The following is a 20,625-nucleotide window of genomic DNA, read 5'->3' as shown; positions in this document are numbered from 1 at the left end:
CAGATATATTAAATTCTATTCTGTAGCTTTCCTTTAATCTAAATACTAAGTACTACCTACTAAATACTAACTATATACTAAACTTTGCTGCAACTTTTGCCTCTTTAACACCTCCGGCATAATTATAAAAACCTTCGCCAGATTTAATTCCTTTATTACCTGCCGCAACCATGTTTACCAGCAAAGGGCAGGGGGCATATTTAGGATTTCCAAATCCATCGTGCAGTACACGTAATATAGCCAAACAAACATCCAAACCTATAAAATCCGCAAGCTGCAATGGCCCCATCGGATGAGCCATTCCTAACTTCATTACTGTATCAATTTCTTCAACACCAGCAACATGCTCATAAAGCGTATAAATGGCCTCATTTATCATGGGCATTAATATTCTATTGGCAACAAAACCCGGGTAGTCATTTACTTCAACAGGTGCCTTTTCAAGCTTTTTGGAAAGTTCCATTACTGTGGTAGTGGTTTCATCACTGGTTGCATAACCACGAATTACCTCAACAAGTTTCATCACAGGTACCGGATTCATAAAATGCATTCCAATAACTTTATCGCCTCTATTAGTAACAGATGCTATTTTGGTGATAGAGATAGAAGATGTGTTGCTAGCTAAAATAGCTTCAGGATTAGCAAATGAATCCAGATCTCTAAATATTTTTAGTTTTAAATCAAGGTTCTCAGTGGCAGCTTCAACAACAAGCTCTGCATTAGCAACGCCCGATTGCATATCAGTAAATACAGTAATGTTTTTAAGCGTATCGGTCTTTTGTGTTTCAGTGATTGTACCCTTTGAAACCTGGCGGCCAAGGTTTTTTTCAATTGTATTAATAGCCCTTTCAAGCGCTTCATTGTTAATGTCAATCAGGTTTACCTGATAACCGAATTGTGCGAAAGTATGCGCAATTCCATTGCCCATAGTGCCAGAGCCAATTACTGAGATCCTTTTCATTTAAGTTTTTTTACGGCGCTAATCTATTTATAATCCATGAACCTTCCACAAAATCATAAATAATTCTGTCATGAAGCCTGCTAGGTCTGCCTTGCCAGAATTCTACGTGGGTAGGCTCAACCAAATAGCCACCCCAATGCAGTGGACGGGGAATTTCCTGTCCGGCATATTGGGTAGTAAGTTGCTCAACTTTACGCTCTAACAATTCCCTACCGATAATTACTTCACTTTGAGGAGAAGCCATAGCCCCAATTTGACTACCTACAGGGCGAGAATGAAAATATTCAGACGAGACCTCTTCACTAACTTTACTTACCATACCCTCAATCCTAACTTGTCGCTCTAGCTCAGGCCAAAAGAAAACAAGTGCAGCCTGTGGGTTTTCTACTATATCATGTCCTTTTTTGCTTTCGTAATTGGTGTAAAATACAAAACCATCCTCATCTATTCCTTTAAGCAACACTATCCTTGCGGTAGGTTTTCCAAATCTGTCAGAAGTAGCAAGCGTCATCACATTTGGTTCATACAGCTGTGAATTCACTGCGTCCTGAAACCATTTTTTAAATTGAAGAATCGGATTGCTGTCTACATCATTTTCAGAAAGGCTTGCCGAGCGATAATCTTGGCGTAGGTTTTGTATATTTTCTTTAGTAAGGTCCATACACAAAAATAGGGTTAGTTTAGTTAATTTTGTTTTAAATTTCTAAAATGTTAAGTCGCTTAGAACCATCTGCAGGTAAATTATTGATTTCCGAACCATTTTTAATGGATCCTAATTTTAAACGCTCTGTAGTATTAATTACCGAGCACGAGAATGAGGGAACTATTGGTTTTATATTGAACCAAAGAAGCGCCCTTGTATTAAGTGATTTAATTCCTGAACTCGAAAATGCCGACTATCCTGTATATATTGGCGGACCAGTAGGTACAGATACTGTTCATTTTTTGCATCGCTGTTATAATAAACTCAATGATGGAGAAGAAATAGCGAAAGGTATTTATTGGGGAGGTAATTTCGAGGCGTTAAAAATACTTGTCAATAATAAGTTAATTGATCCAAGCGAGATTAAGTTTTTTATAGGCTATTCTGGCTGGGGTGTAGAGCAGCTTAAAGATGAACTGAACGGGAATACCTGGATTGTATCAGATACTTACAATGCCGATGTGGTTTTCTCTGATGATGAAGAGGATTTATGGCGGGAGGTGATCATTAACTTAGGCCCAAAGTTTGCCCACGTTAGTAATTTTCCAAGCAATCCTAATTTGAATTAGTATATAGTCTTAGTACTTAGTATTTAGACATGTTGCGTGACTCGACTAATGTCTAAATACTAAGTACCAACTACTAAATACTTCTAAAGCTCCAAAGCACTTTCTTCTACCTTCTTTCTAAGCTCATCTTTATAAGCCTGCATTTTAACTGCAAGACTTGCATCAGCAGTAGAAAGTATTTGAACAGCAAGTAAGCCAGCATTTTTTGCGGCATTAAGTGCTACAGTTGCAACAGGGATACCGTTAGGCATTTGTAAAATGGAAAGGATAGAATCCCATCCATCAATAGAATTTGAAGATTTTACAGGAACTCCAATTACCGGTAACACGGTAATAGAAGCTACCATTCCAGGTAAGTGTGCTGCACCACCTGCACCGGCAATAATTACTTTTAAGCCACGTTCAGCAGCATTTTTTGCATAATCAAACATCCTTTCAGGAGTGCGGTGAGCAGAAACAACTGTCATTTCGAATTCAACACCGAATTCTTTAAAAACATCAGCAGCATCCTTCATAATATGAAGATCAGATTTGCTGCCCATTATAATGCCAACTTGTACGCTCATCAGGAAATAACTTTTAATGTATTTTTAATATAATTTGCTTTTTCTATTGCACTTTCACGGTTTTGATCAACAACAGTAATATGACCCATTTTACGGAAAGGCTTGGTATATTTTTTTCCATACAAATGTACATATACACCATCAATTGCCATGATTTTTTCTAATCCATGGTATTTTGCTACCCCATTGTGGTTCTTTTCGCCAAGCAGGTTAATCATCACCGCATTGTTTATTGCGCGGGTATCACCCAAAGGTAAGTTAAATATTGCCCTTAAATGTTGCTCAAACTGAGATACATAGTTGCCTTCTATGGTGTGGTGACCACTATTATGAGGACGAGGGGCAAGTTCATTTACTAAAATATTGCCATCTCTGGTAATGAACATTTCAACAGCCAGTAATCCGGTAATATTTAATGACGAAGCTATGTTTTTTGCAATAACTTCAGCTCGCTCCTGTATTGCTTCGGGGTATGTAGATGGCGAGATCAGAAACTCAACAAGGTTCGCTTCTGCATTGAATTCCATTTCAACCATAGGAAAAGTTTTTACATCTCCGTTAGGGTTTCTGGCTACAATAACTGCAATTTCTTTTTCAAAATCTACAAGTTCCTCAATTAAACAAGGCCCTTCAAACGCATTTTCAACATCTGCGGCATTATTTATTTTCATTACCCCTTTGCCATCGTATCCATCTTTACGCTGTTTAAGTATGTAAGGAAAAGGAATACTGCTGTTTAACATATCCTCCTGACTGTTTACCAATTGAAACGGTGCAGTAGGAATATCATTCTCTTTAAAAAACTGTTTTTGAACACCTTTATCCTGAATTAAACGAATTACCCTCGATTGAGGATAAACATGTTTACCTTCTTTTTCTAATTGCTCAAGTGCCTCAATATTTACTTTTTCTATTTCAATAGTAATGATGTCGGCTTTTTTACCAAAATTATAAACGGTATCGAAATCAGTAATTGAGCCGCATTCAAAATAGTTTGCTATATGTTTACAAGGAGCTTCGTTATCGGGATCTAAAATTAAAGTGGTTAAGTTATAATTGATAGCCTCTTGTATCAGCATTCTACCTAATTGTCCGCCTCCAAGTATGCCCAATTTTAAATCACTTATCTGTTTTGCCATATCTATATGAAAAAGTTATGCTTATTTTGCACAAAAATAACAATATAAACGGATTGATGGATGCAGATGCTATAATTATTGGAGCCGGAGCGTGTGGTTTGATGTGCGCTGTACAGGCAGGATACCTTGGTAAAAAGGTTATCTTGCTGGAAAAAAGCGATAAAGCAGGGGCTAAAATCCTGATATCGGGAGGCGGAAGGTGTAACTATACCAACCTGTTTGCTACCGATGAACAGTTTATATCTGATAATAAACACTTCAGCAAATCAGCATTTACGCAGTGGACTGTTAGTGATACCATCAGTTTCTTTGAAACTTATGGCATCACAGGAAAAGAAAAAACATTAGGTCAGCTTTTCCCCGATGGTAAAAATGCTAAAGATATTGTAGAGGTATTTACTACAGTATGTGCTGATTTTGACCAACAGATTATCTGCAATGCGCAGGTAGCTGATATAGAATTTATAAATGATTCTTCTTTTACCGTTAAATATGAAAAAGGGGGAAAGCAGCGGATATTAAAAGCCCCTAAACTTGTAATAACTACCGGTGGCTTGCCAATACCTAAAATGGGGGCAACAGATTTTGCACTTCGTTTTGCCAGAAAACATGCCTTAAACATTATAAAAACTGCACCTGCGCTGGTACCTTTAACCATAACGGGTAAGGATGAAGACTGGTATGCCCAACTATCAGGCAACAGTGTATTTTGCGAAGTAAGTAACCATCGCATCTCTTTTGAAGAGAATATTTTGTTTACACATTGGGGGCTTAGTGGCCCTGCCATTTTGCAGATCTCTTCGTATTGGAGAAGTGGCGAAGAGATAAATATAAACCTCTTACCTGGCGAAAATATTACCAACCTAATTGATCAGGAAAGAAAACAGAATGGTAAATCTTTGCTTTCGACCTTATTTAACCGCTTTTATCCTAAAAAACTGACAGATGCGATGAGTAAATTTTTGCCTATAGAAAAGCAGGTAGCATCGCTAACTAAAGCAGAAATTGAGCTTATCCATGCCACAATCCATTTATTTAAGGTAAAACCGGCAGGAGATAAGGGATACGACAAAGCCGAAGTAATGAGGGGCGGCATTGATACCAATGAACTTTCTTCTAAAACGCTTGAATGTAAGAATATACCAGGGCTTTACTTTGGTGGCGAATGCATAGACGTAACCGGATGGCTGGGTGGCTATAATTTTCAGTGGGCCTGGGCAAATGGTTATGTAATTGCCCAGAATTTGTAAAAATTGTTTAATATTTGTTAAAATGTTAACTCAGGCACTGTTCCTGAAAACTTAGTTGGGGTGGCTATTGCCTTCATTAAGCTAACTCTGAATTCATCTTTTTGAACATTAACCAATCCGTACTGAGTTAGCCACGAATTGGCGGCCCCGGTAAGGTGCAACACAAAGCCATCATTTTTAAGTTTAACCAGTAAATAATAGAAAGCAATTTTGCTGGCATTATCAACCGTATGAAACGAACTTAAACTAATAAAATACCCATTTATAGCGAACCCAATTACGCCACCAACAAGAATCCCGTTTTGATAGGCTTCTACACTATGTGCTATACCCATTTCATGAAGCTCTAATGCCGATTTAATAAAGTCGGGAGTTAACCATACTCTATTTTTCTTGCCATTAGTGCGAGAACATGCAGCTATGGTATCTTTAAAGTTGGTATTTATCTTTATCTCTAACTTTTGGGTAACATCAAGATTCTTTTCTTTTTTTAAGTAGCGTAATAAATTGCCTCGCAGCTCAAAACCATCAATTGGAATAATTCCTCTTAATTCAGGATCAACCCAAATAGAAAGATTGCCTCCGTTTAAATTAGGCAAAAGGTTGCTTCCGCTTAAAAAACCCTGAAAAATGATAAAAGGCGTAAGTTCAAAGTGGCCATAAGACAGGAGTAGCGCATTGCTTTTACCTCCGGATACCTTAGCTAATCCGAATTGAAAAAATGCCTGTAAAGATCGTTTAATGGCCTGTCTGATATTATCAGAAATAATAGTGGCTTTGCTTCTTGATTGTACCTCCATCACCTTTTTTATTATTAAATCTAATAAATAGATTCGATATAATAATATTGGGATTTGCAGTGATTTTACTTTCCGGTTGATAATATGTGCTAGGGTTCTGACAGGGCTTTGCTAGGGCCTTTAGCCCTACCAAGGCCCTAGCAAAGCTCTCTGAACGCCCTCTCAACGCCCCCGAACCAAAAGCTCTTGTAGCATCAATCTAAAAGTCCTGATAAACCAAAAATGTAAGCTGACTGTAGCGGAATAATAAATTTGTACGTATAGGGAAGTAAACCAAATCATTAGCCAAATGAAAAAGAAATACACATTATTTTTAATCATTGCTGCTTTCATTATCACAGCCACATCTTGCAAAAAGGATAACAAAACCTTAGACCAGGGAAAAGATTTAATATTAACTGCAAGGGAGCAGCAAAAGGTAGAAGCCGATAATGCTTTTACTTTTAAACTGTTTAAGGAAACCTTATCTAGCCCTATAGCCGGTAAAAACCTAATGTTATCGCCTTTAAGTGTAAGCATTGCATTGGGTATGACAAGTAACGGAAGTAATGGATCTACCCTGGAGGCCATAAGAAATACTATGGAATTTAAAGATTTTACAGAAGCTGAAGTAAATAGTTACTACCATAAAATAGTAACTGAACTGCCTCAGTTAGATCCAAAGGCGACATTAGAAATTGCCAATTCAATCTGGTATACAAACAACTTTACCGCATTACCTGCCTTTCTTAAAGTAAATACAGATAATTATAATGCCGAAGTTGCAGGACTGGATTTTAGCAGCCCGACAGCAAAAGATAAAATTAACAACTGGGTAAATAATAGAACACATGGAAAGATTCCAAGCATAATTGATCATATAAGTAGTGATATAGTAATGTTTCTGATTAATGCGGTTTACTTTAAAAGCGACTGGAAATATAAATTCGATAAGAGTAAAACTGCTAAATCAGATTTTAACCTGGATGCCAATAATAAGGTTCAAGCAGATTTTATGGTTGCAAAAGCTTCGGTTAATTACCAGAGTTTGCAAGAGGCAAGTATTTATGAACTTCCTTATGGAAATGAAAAATATAGTATGGTAATTGTATTACCAGGATCGGCTACTGCCAATATCAATGAATTTGCCGGATCCATCACTCCTGCAAAATGGAAAGGATGGATGACAGGTTTAATAAAAACCGGTATGGAAATAAAAATGCCTAAGTTTAAATTTAGCTATGAAATTAAGCTGAATGATCAATTAGAGCATCTGGGTATGGGGATTGCTTTTGGTAAAAATGGCTTTGCTGATTTTACAAGAATAAATGCCGCAGGTAAGTTGCAAATAGACGAGGTGAAACACAAAACTTTTATTGAAGTAAATGAAAGTGGTACCGAGGCTGCCGCTGTTACCTCTGTAGGAATTCAACTTACATCGGTGCAGCAACCATCTGCTGTTCTTATCAATCGTCCGTTTGTATATGCTATCCGCGAAATGAAAACCGGATTGATTTTGTTTACCGGTATTTTAAGTAACCCGCTACTAGATAAGTAACGGGTTATTTTTATTAATCACAATTAGGTGTGGTAAAGGTCCAGGTTTCGGCATTTCCTGTTGGAAAACTGTAAACCATACCTTTACCCATCTCAAACCATAGTTTGCCACGTAGTTTTTCGCGGCCACCAATTTCATTCATAGATAAACTGTCGTAAATACGGCCATTTACCATTACGTATTTAATTTTTTCTGAGTTTCTGATGTCGTCCAATGGGTTGGCATCCATAATTACCAGATCGGCAAGTTTTCCATTTTCCAATGAACCTATTTCTTTTTCCATGCCTAAATAGGAGGCACCATTTAATGTTGCCGACCTGATGGCTTGTATAGGTGTCATACCGCCCTGTACCAGCATCCATAGCTCCCAGTGGGCTCCAAGCCCCTGGATTTGTCCGTGTGCACCTAAGTTTACCTTGGTGCCACCGTCAGCAATTTGCTTAACTGCTTTTGAAACTTCAATATGGCCATAATCTCCATATTCAGAGGTTGTTCTTCTTCTTGAACGTGAATCGATGATTGGGCGGGGTGTAAATGCCATTAGCCTTTCATTTTCCCATACATTGGTTCTGTCGTACCAGTAATTCTCGCCCCATTGGCTGCCGTAACTAACAATTAGGGTAGGTGTGTAGGCCACTTTAGTATTGTTCCAAAATGAAACTACATCTTTATAAACCGGGGCAACCGGGATGCTGTGTTCAATGCCGGTATGACCATCAGAAATCATGTTCATGTTGGTAAAGAAGGTAGAACCGCCTTCTGGAACTACTTCCATTTTTAATTGGCGTGCGGCCTCTAAAATCTGCTGGCGCTGATCGCGGCGTGGCTGGTTGTACGATTTAACAGAGAAGGCGCCTACAGCTTTTAATCTTCTGAGATGAGATAAGGCATCGTCCAGACTGTTAATGACTACCTTGAAATCGCCATCGGCCCCGTATAATATCGAGCCGGTTGAGTATAGTCGAGGGCCTACCATACGGCCTGATCTGATCATTTCTGATTGGCTAAATACCATTTCAGTATTGCTCGATGGGTCGTGCGAGGTAGTTACCCCAAAGGCAAGGTTGGCAAGGTATGACCAATCTTGCTGCGGACTAATACCATCCGGACTGGTCCGTAAATGTGCATGTACATCTATAATGCCCGGCATTATTGTTTTGCCGGTTACATCAATTACTTTGGCGCCTTGCGGTATGCTTACCTCGGTTGCTTTGCCTACGGCAACAACCTTGTTGTGATCTACTATTATGGTTCCTTCTTCAATAACTTCGTCGCCTTTCATGGTAATTATCCTGGCACCTTTTAAGGCCGTTATGCCATCTGGTACGTCGGTTTTAAGGCGTAGCCCTATAGAAATACCTGTAGAATCTGGTGGCGGGATTGTTTGCGGGGCACCATCTACAAAATTAAAGCTGTTTTTAATTTCACGGCTAAAATATTGCTCTCCTAATGTCCACTGTAATTTGCTGCCATCGTTGCTCCAATGCAAATAAGTTCCTGCATCTTTAGTAACCCTGGTTAGCGGAATAGTTTTGTTTGCTGACGAAAGATCTAATGGTGAACCGGTAATTACCATTGGGGTAATGTATACATTAAACAATTCTGTAAATGCCATCCATTTGCCATCTGGACTTGGGCAAAATTGGGTAACATAGGTAGAGGTATAGTGCGTGCGGGGGTTGCCGCCGTTTAGGTCTACACTTTTAAAGGCCTTTTTACCATCTTCATTTCCCTGAAAAAAGATTCTGGTATCATCTTTATTGAATTGTGGTTTTATGCCATTTTCGGATATTAAGGTTTTTCCGGATCCATCTGCTGCCATGGTAAATATGCCTGTTCCACGGCCGTAAGCATAGCCTAATACATCATTTCCGACACCTTTGCGGTAAACGATTTTATCGCCTTTGGTAGAATATGAAGGTGAGTAATAAAGGCCCTTTTCCTCTGTAAGTGGTATTGTTTTACCAGATTTCAGATCAGCTTTTTTAATGGCGCCTTTAAACTCATCACTCCAGGTAGTGAAGATCACAGATTTTCCATCCGGACTAATGTCTGGCTCAAATTCAAAATCAATACCATTAGTCACTCTTTCAGGTGTGCCATTTGGCAGTTCCTTTTTATATAAAAAGCCTGCGGCATTAAATACTACAAACTTACCATCGGGAGAGGTAGTTAGTTGTCTGATCATTTTTGAACTAAACTCGGCACTAAATACCTGTTTAGGAAAATGAAGGGACTCTTGTACGGTTTGTGTGCTGGTAACTTTAAAGGGGATGTCGGAAATAACCAGCGAACTAAGCTCTATTTTTTTGATTTTGCCTTTAGAGTAAAAGATGATGTTTTTGGAATCTGGTGTCCATGCAAAATTAGGATAAACACCAAATATTGCCCATGTTTCCTGCTGGTCGTGAGTAAGATCTTCTGTTAGTGTCCATTCTTCGCCCGATTTGATATTCTGTACAATAAGCACCGATTTTAGCCTTACACGTTTTACGTATGCCATCATTTTGCCATCAGGAGAGATTTGAGGACGTGCAGAACCGCCAGGTTGTTCTATCAGATCTGTTAGTTTGCCCGTAACCATATCAAGCTGTCTGATAGCATAGATTACACCATTTGGATCTTTACTGTATTCGAAATTTGGACCTGGCGATACATCTTCGCTAAAATATAAATATCGGCCATCGGGCGATACATTTGGCTCGCCGGCATCTTGCTGGTCGTTTTTTCTTTTGGTTAATTGTACGCCTTCGCCACCATATATGCTGTACATCCACATTTCTCCGGCACCTAAAGAACGATAGCCTGTAAAGTGTTTGCGGGCAATCAGGTAATCGCTGTTTGGCATCCAGGTAGCATTGTTCAGCAGTCTGAATGTTTCTTTGGTAACTTGTCTTTTATTGGAACCATCGCGGTTCATAATCCAGATGTTATCTGCTCCGCTTTTATCACTTGTATAGGAAATGTATTTTCCGTTTGGGCTAAAACGAGGCTGAACTTCCCAGGCAATGCCTCCGCTTAACAATGTAGCAGTACCACCTGTAACGGGGATGGTGTAAATATCGCCTAAAAGATCAAACACTATATCTTTGCCGTCGGAACTTACGTCCAGGTTCATCCAGGTACCCTCATCTGTGCTGATATTAAACGTTTTAGTTGGACCCTGATATTTTTCGATATCCCATTTTTTTTCCTGCGCGTAGCTGAAATGAAGTCCGGTAAGGAAACATAATAATAGTAGTGGTGTTTTCATAAGCAGCGGGTGTTAATTAGCACGCAATTTAGTAATATCAGTTCATTTTTATAGTTTTGGACTTAACCTTTTTATGAGTGAAGCAGAGATATTAAAACGATACTGGGGATTTGATAGTTTCAGGCCATCGCAGGATGAAATTATTGCATCGGTTTTAAACGGAAATGACACCTTGGCATTATTACCAACAGGAGGGGGCAAATCGCTTTGCTTTCAGGTTCCTGCAATGGTTATGGATGGGATATGTATTGTTATTTCGCCCCTGGTGGCACTTATGAAAGATCAGGTTGAAGGGCTAAAAGAAAAGGGCATAAATGCGGTGGCTATTTATGCAGGCATGGGGAAAAGAGAAATAGATATCCTTTTAGATAATTGCATTTATGGTAATATTAAGTTTCTTTACCTTTCTCCGGAGCGTTTACTTTCGGAATTGGTTAGAGAAAGAATCTCTTACATGAATGTAAACCTTATTGCTGTTGATGAAGCGCATTGTGTTTCGCAGTGGGGCTACGATTTCAGGCCGCCATATCTGCTGGTTAGTGCAATCAGAGAGATTCATCCGGAGGTTCCTGTTCTGGCTTTAACGGCTACGGCTACCCAGTTCGTAAGGAATGATATTGCTGAGAAATTAGCGTTTAAAAATGCGAAGGTTTTTGTGCAGAGTTTTGCACGTAAAAATTTGAGTTACGTAGTTTTAAATGACGAGGATAAACACAGAAAACTGATAGATATTGTTAAAAATGTAAAGGGCAGTGGATTGGTATATGTGAGGAACCGGCGTGAAACTTCGGAAATAGCATTGTTTTTAAAAAGAAATGGCATTGCTGCAGATTTTTATCATGCCGGGGTTGAAAAGGATGACCGCTTTAAAAGGCAGGAAGACTGGAAGCGTAATGTTACCCGGGTAATGGTGGCAACCAATGCTTTTGGAATGGGGATAGATAAGCCAGATGTTCGTTTTGTGGTTCATTTGGATTTGCCAGAAAGTTTGGAAGCTTATTATCAGGAAGCGGGCAGGGCTGGCAGGGATGGTAAAAGATCATATGGTGTTTTGCTGTCAAATAAATCAGATCAAATGGCTTTGGAAGTTAAATATGCCAATAGTTTCCCTACGTTAGATGAGATTAAAAAGATCTATCATTATCTGGGTAATTACTTTCAATTGGCATTTGGCGCAGGCGAAGGGTTAAGCTTTAACTTTGATATTGCTGATTTTTGTAAACGGTTTAATATAGGTGTGATTAAGACAATAGCCGGCCTGAAGTTTTTGGAACGCGATGGGTATATTGTGTTATCCGAAAATATATTTTTACCGTCGAGGGTGTTATTTACAGTAGGAAATGAAGATGTTTATCGCTTTCAGATAGAAAATGCGGGTTACGATCCGCTTATTAAAGCTATTTTAAGGTCATACGGTGGTGCCTTTGACCAGTATGTGAAAATTCAGGAATCAGAGATTGCAAAGAAGGTAAGGATGTCGTTTAATGATGTGGTCAGGTTGCTAAACAATTTGCAGGATCAGGGCATATTGTCGTATTTACCTCAAACGGATCAGCCACAGCTGCAATATATACGTGCCCGGGTTGATTTGCTGCATATTGATATTGATGTTAAATATATTGAACTGAGAAAGAAGATTCAAACAGATCAGATCAATGCGGTACTTGCTTATGCTACTAAGGCTGAATGCCGGAGTATTCAATTGCTGAGGTATTTTGATGAGCCTGATGGTGAAAAATGCGGGGTTTGTGATGTCTGCCTTGCTGAGAAAAAAGCGGAAGATCTGGATCAGTTATCTGACAAAATAGACTTTGAGATTATTACATTATTACAGAGTCAGGGCCATACTTTAGATAACCTGGTAAACGCTATAAAGGTGGGCAATGAAAATGAAAAATTGGATAGGATAAGGGAGTTGCTTGACGCCGGTAAAATTAAAACAGATGGGAAAAATTATTACCTTTAATATTATGAGAAAAATTATCGCTATTGTTTGTGCTATTCCTGTTTTTTTGGCAGGGTGTTCATCTGAATGTATACAGGATTCGGGTAAACGCGTATTTAAAGGTACCGTTGAAAAGAATTTTGACCAGATAAAAGTTACCGGAGCTATTAAACTTGTTCTTAAACAGGATAGTTCTTATGCCATAAAAATTGGTGCGGATTCGAATGTTGTTAATTTGGTAAGAACCGATGTGAGCAGTGGGGAACTTAGGGTGAAACTGGATGATGGAATATATTGTGGTACAGACTCTGTAGTTGTTTCTGTAGGTATTGGTGAATTGAAAAAGCTGAATACAGTAGGGGCTGTTAAAGTTGTTGGGGATGGACGTATTTATGCAACTGATGTTGATTTGAAACTTGAAGGTGCATCGGATGTTTCTCTAGATCTGAGTGCTTCGAAATTGGTTACCAGGATTGATGGTGTAGGGAAACTTGCTTTGACAGGACAAACCGGTGTACACAATTTAACTGCTAAGGGAACATCGACTATTAATGCATTTGATTTTGTAGCAGGTATTTATGATATAAATATTGATGGAACCGGAAAGGCCAATATAAATGTATTGAATGATCTGAAAATTAGGACTTCGGGATCGAGTGAAGTATATTATAAGGGGAATCCAAAAAAAGTTGATGAGAAAAAATCGGGAGCAACCAAATTGGAAAAAGTAAATTAATACTGAATGCTGTTTTTTAGCTATTTTAGGCGTCTCATTTAATACATGGAAAAAAACGACAAAAAAGTCATTCGCTCCTGGGCGTTTTTTGACTGGGCCAATTCTTCATACAATTTAGTAATCACCTCTACCATTTTTCCTGCTTATTATACCATAATAACCACCACTCAGGAACATGGGGATAAGGTTTCTTTTTTTGGAAGAACTTTTACCAATACTGCATTATCAAATTATGCGCTTTCTGTGGCATACCTGATAATGGCCTTGTTGTTACCCATCCTTTCATCTATTGCTGATTACAGGGGTAACAAAAAGATTTTCATGAAAATCTTTACTTATTTAGGCAGTGTGGCCTGTATGGGTTTGTACTTTTTTAAGCTTGATACACTGGAGCTGGGTATTATCTGCTTTGCAATAGCAGCAATGGGATATATAGGTGGGGTGTTGTTTAATAACTCCTATTTGCCAGAAATAGCTACCATAGATCAGCAGGATAGGGTAAGCGCTAAGGGGTTTGCTTATGGTTATGTAGGTAGTGTTTTGCTACAGATCATTTGTTTTGTTTTTGTGCTGAAACACGAGCTATTTGGTATTACAGATTTATCATTTCCTCCAAGGCTATCATTTTTGCTTGTAGGTATCTGGTGGATAGCCTTTGCGCAGATTCCGTTTAAAAAACTTCCGGCTGGTAGCCCTAATTATTCATCAATTAATAAAAGTGTAGTACGTAGTGGTTTTCAGGAACTGTCTAAAGTATGGTCCCAATTGAGCCATATGAAAGTGCTTAAAATGTTTTTACTGGCATTTTTCTTTTATTCGATGGGTGTACAAACTATTATGCTGGCAGCTGCAGGTTTTGGAGAAAAGACTTTAAAACTTGGGACTTCTAAATTGATCATAACCATTTTAATTATACAATTGGTAGCCATATTGGGTGCCATGATGATGTCTCATTTTGCAAAGAAAATAGGAAATGTTCGCGTATTGATCTGTGTTGTACTCATCTGGATTGTATTTTGCATTTGTGCCTATTTTATTACAACTGAATATCAATTTTATGGTCTTGCTGCTGTAGCGGGTCTGATTATGGGTGGAATTCAGTCTTTGTCGCGATCAACATATTCAAAATATTTACCTGCAAATACTCCCGATACGGCCTCATTCTTTAGCTTTTACGATGTAACGGAGAAGATAGCAATTGTGATTGGTTTGTTTAGTTTTGCTTACATTGAGGAAGTAACAGGAAGTATGCGAAACTCCATAATAGCTTTGGCATCATTTTTTGTGATAGGTTTGGTATTTTTGGTGGTGTTAAGAAGTGTTGAAAGGAAGCACGTTTTATAAAATGATGACCTTTTAACTTAAATAATAGAGAAGATAATATTGATGAGAATAGAATTATTTGTACCCTGTTTTGTAGACCAACTGTATCCTGAAACTGCATTTAATACGATCAAGCTTCTGGAAAAGGCTGGCTGTGAGGTATTCTATAATTCTAGCCAGACCTGCTGCGGACAGCCTGCATATAATGCCGGTTATTGGGAGCAGGCTAAAGAGACAGGTAATAAGTTCCTTAGTGATTTTTCGGAAACAGATTATATTGTGGCTCCATCTGCATCGTGTGTAGGTATGGTTAAAAGTGGATATAGCGATCTGTTTACCAATACCATAGTGCACAATAAGTGTAGAAATATACAATCCAATATTTTTGAACTTTCAGATTTTCTGGTAAATGTTTTGAAAAGAGATTACTTTGGAGCAGAACTGGACGGCAAAGCTGTTTATCATGATTCGTGCAGTGGACTTAGAGAATGTAAAATAAAGGAAGAGCCAAGGTTACTTTTATCTAAGGTACATGGTTTGGAAATGGTAGAAATGAAGGATACTGATATGTGCTGCGGGTTTGGTGGTACTTTTGCCGTTAAATTTGATGCCATTTCATCGGCAATGGCTGAGCAGAAGGTGAACAATGCTTTGGAGCAAGGTGCTGAGTATGTTATTTCAACCGACTTGTCATGCCTTATGCATTTACAGGGTTACATAGATAAAAATAATATTCCACTTAAAACGATGCATTTAGCTGATGTATTGGCAAATGGATGGTTAGAAAGTACGGAATATTAATTAACTTTGTAATTCAGAATCACATTGTAGGTGATTTATAACACAAATTTTATTAATTTTTTAAATCATAGTTGTAGATGATTAACATTACACTGCCTGATGGCTCTAGCCGTCAGTACGAAAAGGGCACAACTGCCCATCAAATCGCATTATCAATTTCTGAGGGTTTAGCCCGCAATGTTTTAGCTGCCGAAGTAAACGGCGAAGTTTGGGATTCATCGAGACCAATAGAGTCTGATGCTTCTTTAAAACTTTTAACATGGAATGATACTGCAGGAAAAGCTACTTTCTGGCATTCATCGGCCCACCTTATGGCTGAGGCATTGGAAGCACTGTATCCGGGTACAAAGTTTGGTATTGGTCCGGCAATTGAAACAGGATTTTACTACGATGTAGATTTTGGCGACAGAGAGTTTTCATCAGATGATTTTAAGGCTATTGAAGCAAAAATTATTGAACTGGCTAAACAGAAAGAAGTTTTTGTTAGAGAGTCTGTTTCAAAATCTGATGCGGTTAAGTATTTTACTGAAAAAGGTGATGAATATAAGTTAGATCTTATTGATGGCCTTGAAGATGGTAAAATTACTTTTTATACTCAGGGGCAATTTACCGATCTGTGTCGTGGTCCGCATATTCCTAATACAGGATTTATCAAAGCTGTAAAGTTAATGAACGTTGCCGGTGCATACTGGCGTGGTGATGAGACTAAAAAACAGCTTACACGTATATATGGTGTTACTTTTCCTAAAGCTAGTGAGCTTACTGAATACCTTCATATGATTGAAGAGGCTAAGAAAAGAGATCACAGAAAGTTAGGTAAAGAACTTGAATTGTTTGCTTTTTCTGAAAAAGTAGGCATGGGGTTGCCATTGTGGTTACCTAAAGGTGCAGCATTACGCGAGCGTTTGGTACAGTTTTTAACCAAAGCGCAGGGTAAAGCAGGGTATGAACAGGTTGTAACCCCACATATTGGCCATAAGAATTTATACATTACTTCGGGCCACTACGAAAAATATGGTAAAGATGCATTTCAGCCAATAAAGACACCACAGGAGGGAGAGGAGTTTTTCCTTAAACCTATGAACTGTCCGCATCATTGCGAGATTTATAAGACCAAACCACGCTCATATAAGGATCTTCCTTTGCGTTTTGCTGAGTTTGGTACTGTATATCGTTATGAGCAAAGCGGAGAGTTGCACGGCTTAACAAGGGTGCGTGGGTTTACTCAGGATGATGCGCATTTGTTTTGTCGCCCTGATCAGGTGAAGGATGAGTTTAAAAAGGTAATTGATCTTGTACTATATGTCTTTAAATCATTGGGTTTCAATGATTATATTGCTCAGGTTTCTTTAAGGGATCCTGAAAATAAGACAAAATATATTGGTAGTGACGAGAACTGGCACCTGGCCGAAACTGCTATTATTGAAGCGGCTGCTGAAAAAGGATTACCAACAGTTGTGGAGTATGGTGAAGCTGCATTTTATGGCCCGAAATTAGATTTTATGGTTAAGGATGCTTTGGGTAGAAAATGGCAGCTTGGAACTATTCAGGTTGATTATAATTTGCCAGAGCGTTTTGAATTGGAATATACTGGCAGCGATAATCAAAAGCACAGACCAGTGATGATCCATAGGGCTCCATTTGGTTCCCTTGAGCGTTTTATTGCAGTTTTGATTGAACATTGCGCTGGTAATTTCCCATTATGGCTTTCTCCTGAACAATTTATTATCCTTCCTATCTCAGAAAAGTATGAAGAATATGCAAAAAAAGTTTCAGATGAATTAAATAATTCCGATATTCGCGGGCTGATTGACTTTCGTGATGAGAAGATTGGAAGGAAAATCAGAGACGCAGAGGTTAAAAAAATACCTTATATGTTGATTATTGGTGAGAAGGAAATGGCTGAAGGAAAGGTTTCTGTAAGGAAACATGGCGAAGGCGATTTAGGCGAAATGACCCTGCAAGAGTTTAGTGAATTATTAATTAAAGAAATAACAGTTTAAATAAGATACAAATTTGGCATTAGGCAGACCAGGATTTAATAGGGGACCACGTCCTCCTTTTAAGAAAAAAGAAGCAGAACATAATATTAATCAGTTTATCAGGGCACAAGAGGTAAGATTAGCTGGAGATAATGTTGAACCGGGGATCTATCCTTTGGCAAAAGCTTTGGCCCTTGCCGATGAGTTAGAATTGGATTTAGTGGAGATTTCTCCAAATGCAGTTCCACCAGTATGTAGAATAATCGATTACAGCAAGTTCGTTTACGAGCAAAAGAAAAAGCAGAAAGAGATTAAGGCTAACGCTAAACAAACTGTTATTAAGGAGATTAGATTCGGACCTAACACTAACGATCATGATTTTCAATTTAAACTAAAGCATGCTATTAGTTTCCTTGAAAATGGTGAGAAAGTAAGAGCTTATGTTCACTTTAAAGGTAGAGCAATTGTTTATAAAGAACAGGGAGAAATTCTTCTTCTTAAGTTTGCTCAGGCTCTTGAAGATATAGGTAAGGTAGAGTTACTACCTAAATTAGAGGGCAAGCGTATGTTTTTAACACTTGCTCCAAAAGTTGCTAAGAAATAAATAAATTACATAAATAAAAACAGGTTATGCCAAAAATGAAAACCAATTCCAGTGCTAAAAAGCGTTTTTCGCTTACTGGAACAGGTAAAATCGCAAGAAAGAACGCATACAAAAGTCACATCTTAACAAAGATGTCTACAAAACGTAAGCGTAACTTAGGTCAAACATCAATGGTGTCTGATGCTGATATGGGCAACGTTAAACGTATGCTTGCAATCGGTAAATAATTAAATTTTTAACCAGGTAACCGGTAGTAAGTTTGCTGTAATACGCAACACCGTTTATCAAAAACAACAAAAACATGCCACGTTCGGTAAACGCAGTAGCTTCGAGAAGAAGAAGGAAAAAAGTCCTAAATTTAGCCAAAGGCTATTGGGGATCAAGAAGCAAGGTTTTCACCATTGCTAAAAATACGGTAGAAAAAGGTTTGCAATATGCATACCGTGACCGTAAAGTTAAGAAAAGAGAATTTCGTGGATTGTGGATTCAACGTATCAACGCTGGAGCTCGTCAACACGGTATATCTTACTCTCAGTTAATTGGTAAATTAGCTGCTAAAAACATCGGTTTAAACCGTAAAGTTTTAGCTGACTTAGCTATGAACCATCCAGAAGCTTTTAAAGCTGTAATTGATGCAGTAAAATAGATATAACTTCAGGTTATAAAAAAAGGGAGCTATTTAGCTCCCTTTTTTTATGCGGTTTATTTTATAAATCAATATGCTGACCTGCGCTAACAATATGTTCCTTGTCTATTCTACTCATAAAAGGAACTTTGCCAATTATCCTTGCACCGCTATATTTCTGAATATAATCTTCTGTTTCGGGGTTTGCATGGCCATTGAATATGAGCCCTTCTACAGAGACTTTGTTTGCTTTAAGTACTTCAAGAGTAAGTAAGGTATGGTTAATGCTCCCAAGGTAATTCTGAGAAACAACAATGACCTTTGCTTCAAGAGATTTGATCAGGTCAAGTATCAGTTCCTTATCATTCAAAGGCACCATTAAGCCGCCAGCTCCTTCAATAATCAGGTTATTATCCGTTATTGGTTTTTTTATAGAATCTGTGGTAATATGAACCCCATCAATCTTAGCAGATAAATGCGGAGAAAGTGGCTGACCTAGCCTGTATCTTTCAGGATGTATAATTGTTTTGGTATTGCTGATCATGTTTCCAACAAATAAACTGTCGCTTATTTCCAGATCACCTGATTGGATGGGTTTCCAGTAATCGGCCTGGAGTTTTTCTGTTAATATTGAGCTTACAATTGTTTTGCCAATACCGGTTCCTATTCCGGTAACGAAATATGTATTATTCATGTTTTTTTAATAATGTGAGTTGGTTTACCAGCATTTCAATTTCTTCATCGGTATTAAACAGATGCAGACATATCCTTAACCGCTCTTTGCCTTCAGCAACTGTTGGGCTTAATATAGCGCGAACATCTATACCTTTGCTTTGTAATGTATGGGCAGCAAATTTAGCTTTTTGGTTGCTGTTATATATAATAGTTTGTATTGTACTTGGGCTTGGCTGAACGCCTTGAATACCTGAACTGTTTAATAAGCTTGAATACAAGCTGATTTTCTCTGCTATTAAAGAGGGATAATCTATTTTGGTGAGCATTTGATAAGCACTTCTGATTGCTGCAATAGCATGAATAGGAGCTGCTGTAGAGTAGATGAAAGAACGTGCAAAATTTATCAGATAGTTGCGCAATGCTGTACTTCCTAATACAATTGCCCCATGGCAGCCTAATGCTTTGCCAAAGGTTACAATGCGCGCAAATACTTTATGTTCCAGGCCTGCTTGCTGTACTAATCCTTGTCCGTAATTTCCAAAAACACCCAATGCATGAGCTTCATCAATAATCAGATTCGCTTCATACATTTCACAAAGGTTATTTATTTCATGTAAGGGTGCAAGGTCACCATCCATAGAATAAACACTTTCTATTGCTACGTAAACGGTTCCTTTAGCCACTTTTAGTTTGGCTTCAAGATCAGTAAGGTTATTATGTTTAAAGGAATAGCGATTGGCATGAGTTAATCGGGCGCCATCTATAAGACTTGCATGGATCAATTCATCAGAGATAATGGTGTCACCTCTCTGGGCTAAACTTGAAATAAGGCCTACATTTGCATCATAGCCTGAGTTAAAGATAAGGCCACTTTCTGCATGATGGAAGTCGGCAATTAATGCTTCAGTCTCTTCAGTAAATAGATGGTTGCCGCTAAGTAAGCGTGAGCCTGCAGAGCCATTCGCGTACCGGTGTACACCCAGTAAGGTCTCATTGATGGCATCTTTTAGTTGAGGTGACCTTGCAAAGCCCAGGTAATCATTAGAGCAAAAATCAATAGGGAAAGTCTTTACAGATAATTTCCTTAGTGAACCTTTTTCCGTTCTGTTGAGTAACCTGCTGTTTATGAATTGCTCAGCTTTGTTCATTTAATGCT

At 38.3% G+C, this 20,625-nt stretch carries 19 protein-coding genes; 11 read left to right on the top strand and 8 right to left on the bottom strand.

Annotated features, from left to right (window positions below; all coding sequences use genetic code 11):
- Positions 1-70 precede the first annotated feature (70 nt).
- Positions 71-961: a 3-hydroxybutyryl-CoA dehydrogenase gene (locus tag CPT03_RS09415; protein WP_099438615.1), complete on the bottom strand. Its 891-nt coding sequence runs from the start codon at positions 959-961 to the stop codon at positions 71-73.
- A 10-nt stretch (positions 962-971) separates the two neighbouring features.
- Positions 972-1,622 (bottom strand): pyridoxamine 5'-phosphate oxidase, encoded by a 651-nt coding sequence (gene pdxH / locus CPT03_RS09410; RefSeq protein ID WP_099438614.1) that lies wholly within the window; start codon positions 1,620-1,622, stop codon positions 972-974.
- Positions 1,623-1,669: 47 nt separating this feature from the next.
- On the opposite strand from pdxH, the gene CPT03_RS09405 reads away from it, so the two are divergent.
- Entirely contained in the window at positions 1,670-2,233 is a 564-nt protein-coding gene (locus tag CPT03_RS09405) for a YqgE/AlgH family protein (protein WP_099438613.1), read from the top strand.
- 83 nt (positions 2,234-2,316) lie between these two features.
- On the opposite strand, the gene purE is transcribed toward CPT03_RS09405, so the two are convergent.
- Positions 2,317-2,799 carry a 5-(carboxyamino)imidazole ribonucleotide mutase gene (gene purE, locus CPT03_RS09400; RefSeq protein WP_099438612.1) on the bottom strand — a complete coding sequence of 161 codons (483 nt, stop codon included), beginning with the start codon at positions 2,797-2,799 and terminating at the stop codon, positions 2,317-2,319.
- On the bottom strand, positions 2,799-3,938 hold the full coding sequence (locus CPT03_RS09395; RefSeq protein ID WP_099438611.1) for a 5-(carboxyamino)imidazole ribonucleotide synthase: 1,140 nt from the start codon (positions 3,936-3,938) through the stop codon (positions 2,799-2,801). The genes purE and CPT03_RS09395 overlap by 1 nt, the downstream gene beginning before the upstream one ends.
- A gap of 17 nt (positions 3,939-3,955) precedes the next feature.
- On the opposite strand from CPT03_RS09395, the gene CPT03_RS09390 reads away from it, so the two are divergent.
- Positions 3,956-5,188, top strand: a complete 1,233-nt coding sequence (locus CPT03_RS09390; protein ID WP_245870016.1) for an NAD(P)/FAD-dependent oxidoreductase — start codon at positions 3,956-3,958, stop codon at positions 5,186-5,188.
- A 17-nt stretch (positions 5,189-5,205) separates the two neighbouring features.
- Here CPT03_RS09390 and CPT03_RS09385 read toward each other — a convergent pair whose 3' ends face one another.
- Complete coding sequence (locus CPT03_RS09385) at positions 5,206-5,988, bottom strand: leucyl/phenylalanyl-tRNA--protein transferase (RefSeq protein WP_099438610.1); 783 nt, start codon at positions 5,986-5,988, stop codon at positions 5,206-5,208.
- A gap of 289 nt (positions 5,989-6,277) precedes the next feature.
- On the opposite strand from CPT03_RS09385, the gene CPT03_RS09380 reads away from it, so the two are divergent.
- Positions 6,278-7,525 (top strand): serpin family protein, encoded by a 1,248-nt coding sequence (locus tag CPT03_RS09380; RefSeq protein ID WP_099438609.1) that lies wholly within the window; start codon positions 6,278-6,280, stop codon positions 7,523-7,525.
- Between the two features lie 13 nt (positions 7,526-7,538).
- Here CPT03_RS09380 and CPT03_RS09375 read toward each other — a convergent pair whose 3' ends face one another.
- Complete coding sequence (locus CPT03_RS09375) at positions 7,539-10,778, bottom strand: amidohydrolase family protein (RefSeq protein ID WP_099438608.1); 3,240 nt, start codon at positions 10,776-10,778, stop codon at positions 7,539-7,541.
- A gap of 73 nt (positions 10,779-10,851) precedes the next feature.
- On the opposite strand from CPT03_RS09375, the gene CPT03_RS09370 reads away from it, so the two are divergent.
- The 8 genes from CPT03_RS09370 to rplT all read left to right on the top strand — a co-directional run bounded on the left by CPT03_RS09370 (position 10,852) and on the right by rplT (position 18,815).
- Positions 10,852-12,744: an ATP-dependent DNA helicase RecQ gene (locus CPT03_RS09370; protein WP_099438607.1), complete on the top strand. Its 1,893-nt coding sequence runs from the start codon at positions 10,852-10,854 to the stop codon at positions 12,742-12,744.
- Between the two features lie 4 nt (positions 12,745-12,748).
- Positions 12,749-13,459, top strand: coding sequence for a head GIN domain-containing protein (locus CPT03_RS09365; RefSeq protein WP_245870015.1), 711 nt, complete (start codon positions 12,749-12,751; stop codon positions 13,457-13,459).
- Between the two features lie 45 nt (positions 13,460-13,504).
- The gene (locus CPT03_RS09360) at positions 13,505-14,803 is read left to right on the top strand and encodes an MFS transporter (RefSeq protein ID WP_099438606.1); all 1,299 of its coding nucleotides are present in this window, start codon (positions 13,505-13,507) and stop codon (positions 14,801-14,803) included.
- Positions 14,804-14,845: 42 nt separating this feature from the next.
- Positions 14,846-15,583: a (Fe-S)-binding protein gene (locus CPT03_RS09355; RefSeq protein ID WP_099438605.1), complete on the top strand. Its 738-nt coding sequence runs from the start codon at positions 14,846-14,848 to the stop codon at positions 15,581-15,583.
- A gap of 77 nt (positions 15,584-15,660) precedes the next feature.
- Positions 15,661-17,586 carry a threonine--tRNA ligase gene (gene thrS, locus CPT03_RS09350; protein ID WP_099438604.1) on the top strand — a complete coding sequence of 642 codons (1,926 nt, stop codon included), beginning with the start codon at positions 15,661-15,663 and terminating at the stop codon, positions 17,584-17,586.
- 13 nt (positions 17,587-17,599) lie between these two features.
- Positions 17,600-18,169 carry a translation initiation factor IF-3 gene (gene infC, locus CPT03_RS09345; RefSeq protein WP_015807729.1) on the top strand — a complete coding sequence of 190 codons (570 nt, stop codon included), beginning with the start codon at positions 17,600-17,602 and terminating at the stop codon, positions 18,167-18,169.
- 26 nt (positions 18,170-18,195) lie between these two features.
- Positions 18,196-18,396: a 50S ribosomal protein L35 gene (rpmI, locus tag CPT03_RS09340; protein WP_048905002.1), complete on the top strand. Its 201-nt coding sequence runs from the start codon at positions 18,196-18,198 to the stop codon at positions 18,394-18,396.
- 74 nt (positions 18,397-18,470) lie between these two features.
- Positions 18,471-18,815, top strand: a complete 345-nt coding sequence (rplT, locus tag CPT03_RS09335) for a 50S ribosomal protein L20 (protein WP_099438603.1) — start codon at positions 18,471-18,473, stop codon at positions 18,813-18,815.
- 61 nt (positions 18,816-18,876) lie between these two features.
- Here rplT and bioD read toward each other — a convergent pair whose 3' ends face one another.
- Together bioD and CPT03_RS09325 are read right to left on the bottom strand one after the other, a co-directional pair.
- The gene (gene bioD / locus CPT03_RS09330; RefSeq protein ID WP_099438602.1) at positions 18,877-19,488 is read right to left on the bottom strand and encodes a dethiobiotin synthase; all 612 of its coding nucleotides are present in this window, start codon (positions 19,486-19,488) and stop codon (positions 18,877-18,879) included.
- Positions 19,481-20,617 (bottom strand): aminotransferase class I/II-fold pyridoxal phosphate-dependent enzyme, encoded by a 1,137-nt coding sequence (locus CPT03_RS09325; RefSeq protein ID WP_099438601.1) that lies wholly within the window; start codon positions 20,615-20,617, stop codon positions 19,481-19,483. The genes bioD and CPT03_RS09325 overlap by 8 nt, the downstream gene beginning before the upstream one ends.
- Positions 20,618-20,625 lie beyond the last annotated feature (8 nt).

This window comes from Pedobacter ginsengisoli, assembly GCF_002736205.1.
GTDB lineage: Bacteria > Bacteroidota > Bacteroidia > Sphingobacteriales > Sphingobacteriaceae > Pedobacter > Pedobacter ginsengisoli_A.
Note: the sequence above shows the minus strand (reverse complement) of the source record. Positions and strands in the feature narration are given on the sequence as shown.

Bases quoted from the DNA above. Each gene is read 5' to 3' on its own strand.
- CPT03_RS09415 (WP_099438615.1), bottom strand. From the start codon at position 961: ATGAAAAGGATCTCAGTAATTGGCTCTGGCACTATGGGCAATGGAATT.
- pdxH (WP_099438614.1), bottom strand. From the start codon at position 1,622: ATGGACCTTACTAAAGAAAATATACAAAACCTACGCCAAGATTATCGC.
- CPT03_RS09405 (WP_099438613.1), top strand. From the start codon at position 1,670: ATGTTAAGTCGCTTAGAACCATCTGCAGGTAAATTATTGATTTCCGAA.
- purE (WP_099438612.1), bottom strand. From the start codon at position 2,799: ATGAGCGTACAAGTTGGCATTATAATGGGCAGCAAATCTGATCTTCAT.
- CPT03_RS09395 (WP_099438611.1), bottom strand. From the start codon at position 3,938: ATGGCAAAACAGATAAGTGATTTAAAATTGGGCATACTTGGAGGCGGA.
- CPT03_RS09390 (WP_245870016.1), top strand. From the start codon at position 3,956: ATGCTTATTTTGCACAAAAATAACAATATAAACGGATTGATGGATGCA.
- CPT03_RS09385 (WP_099438610.1), bottom strand. From the start codon at position 5,988: ATGGAGGTACAATCAAGAAGCAAAGCCACTATTATTTCTGATAATATC.
- CPT03_RS09380 (WP_099438609.1), top strand. From the start codon at position 6,278: ATGAAAAAGAAATACACATTATTTTTAATCATTGCTGCTTTCATTATC.
- CPT03_RS09375 (WP_099438608.1), bottom strand. From the start codon at position 10,778: ATGAAAACACCACTACTATTATTATGTTTCCTTACCGGACTTCATTTC.
- CPT03_RS09370 (WP_099438607.1), top strand. From the start codon at position 10,852: ATGAGTGAAGCAGAGATATTAAAACGATACTGGGGATTTGATAGTTTC.
- CPT03_RS09365 (WP_245870015.1), top strand. From the start codon at position 12,749: ATGAGAAAAATTATCGCTATTGTTTGTGCTATTCCTGTTTTTTTGGCA.
- CPT03_RS09360 (WP_099438606.1), top strand. From the start codon at position 13,505: ATGGAAAAAAACGACAAAAAAGTCATTCGCTCCTGGGCGTTTTTTGAC.
- CPT03_RS09355 (WP_099438605.1), top strand. From the start codon at position 14,846: ATGAGAATAGAATTATTTGTACCCTGTTTTGTAGACCAACTGTATCCT.
- thrS (WP_099438604.1), top strand. From the start codon at position 15,661: ATGATTAACATTACACTGCCTGATGGCTCTAGCCGTCAGTACGAAAAG.
- rpmI (WP_048905002.1), top strand. From the start codon at position 18,196: ATGCCAAAAATGAAAACCAATTCCAGTGCTAAAAAGCGTTTTTCGCTT.
- rplT (WP_099438603.1), top strand. From the start codon at position 18,471: ATGCCACGTTCGGTAAACGCAGTAGCTTCGAGAAGAAGAAGGAAAAAA.
- bioD (WP_099438602.1), bottom strand. From the start codon at position 19,488: ATGAATAATACATATTTCGTTACCGGAATAGGAACCGGTATTGGCAAA.
- CPT03_RS09325 (WP_099438601.1), bottom strand. From the start codon at position 20,617: ATGAACAAAGCTGAGCAATTCATAAACAGCAGGTTACTCAACAGAACG.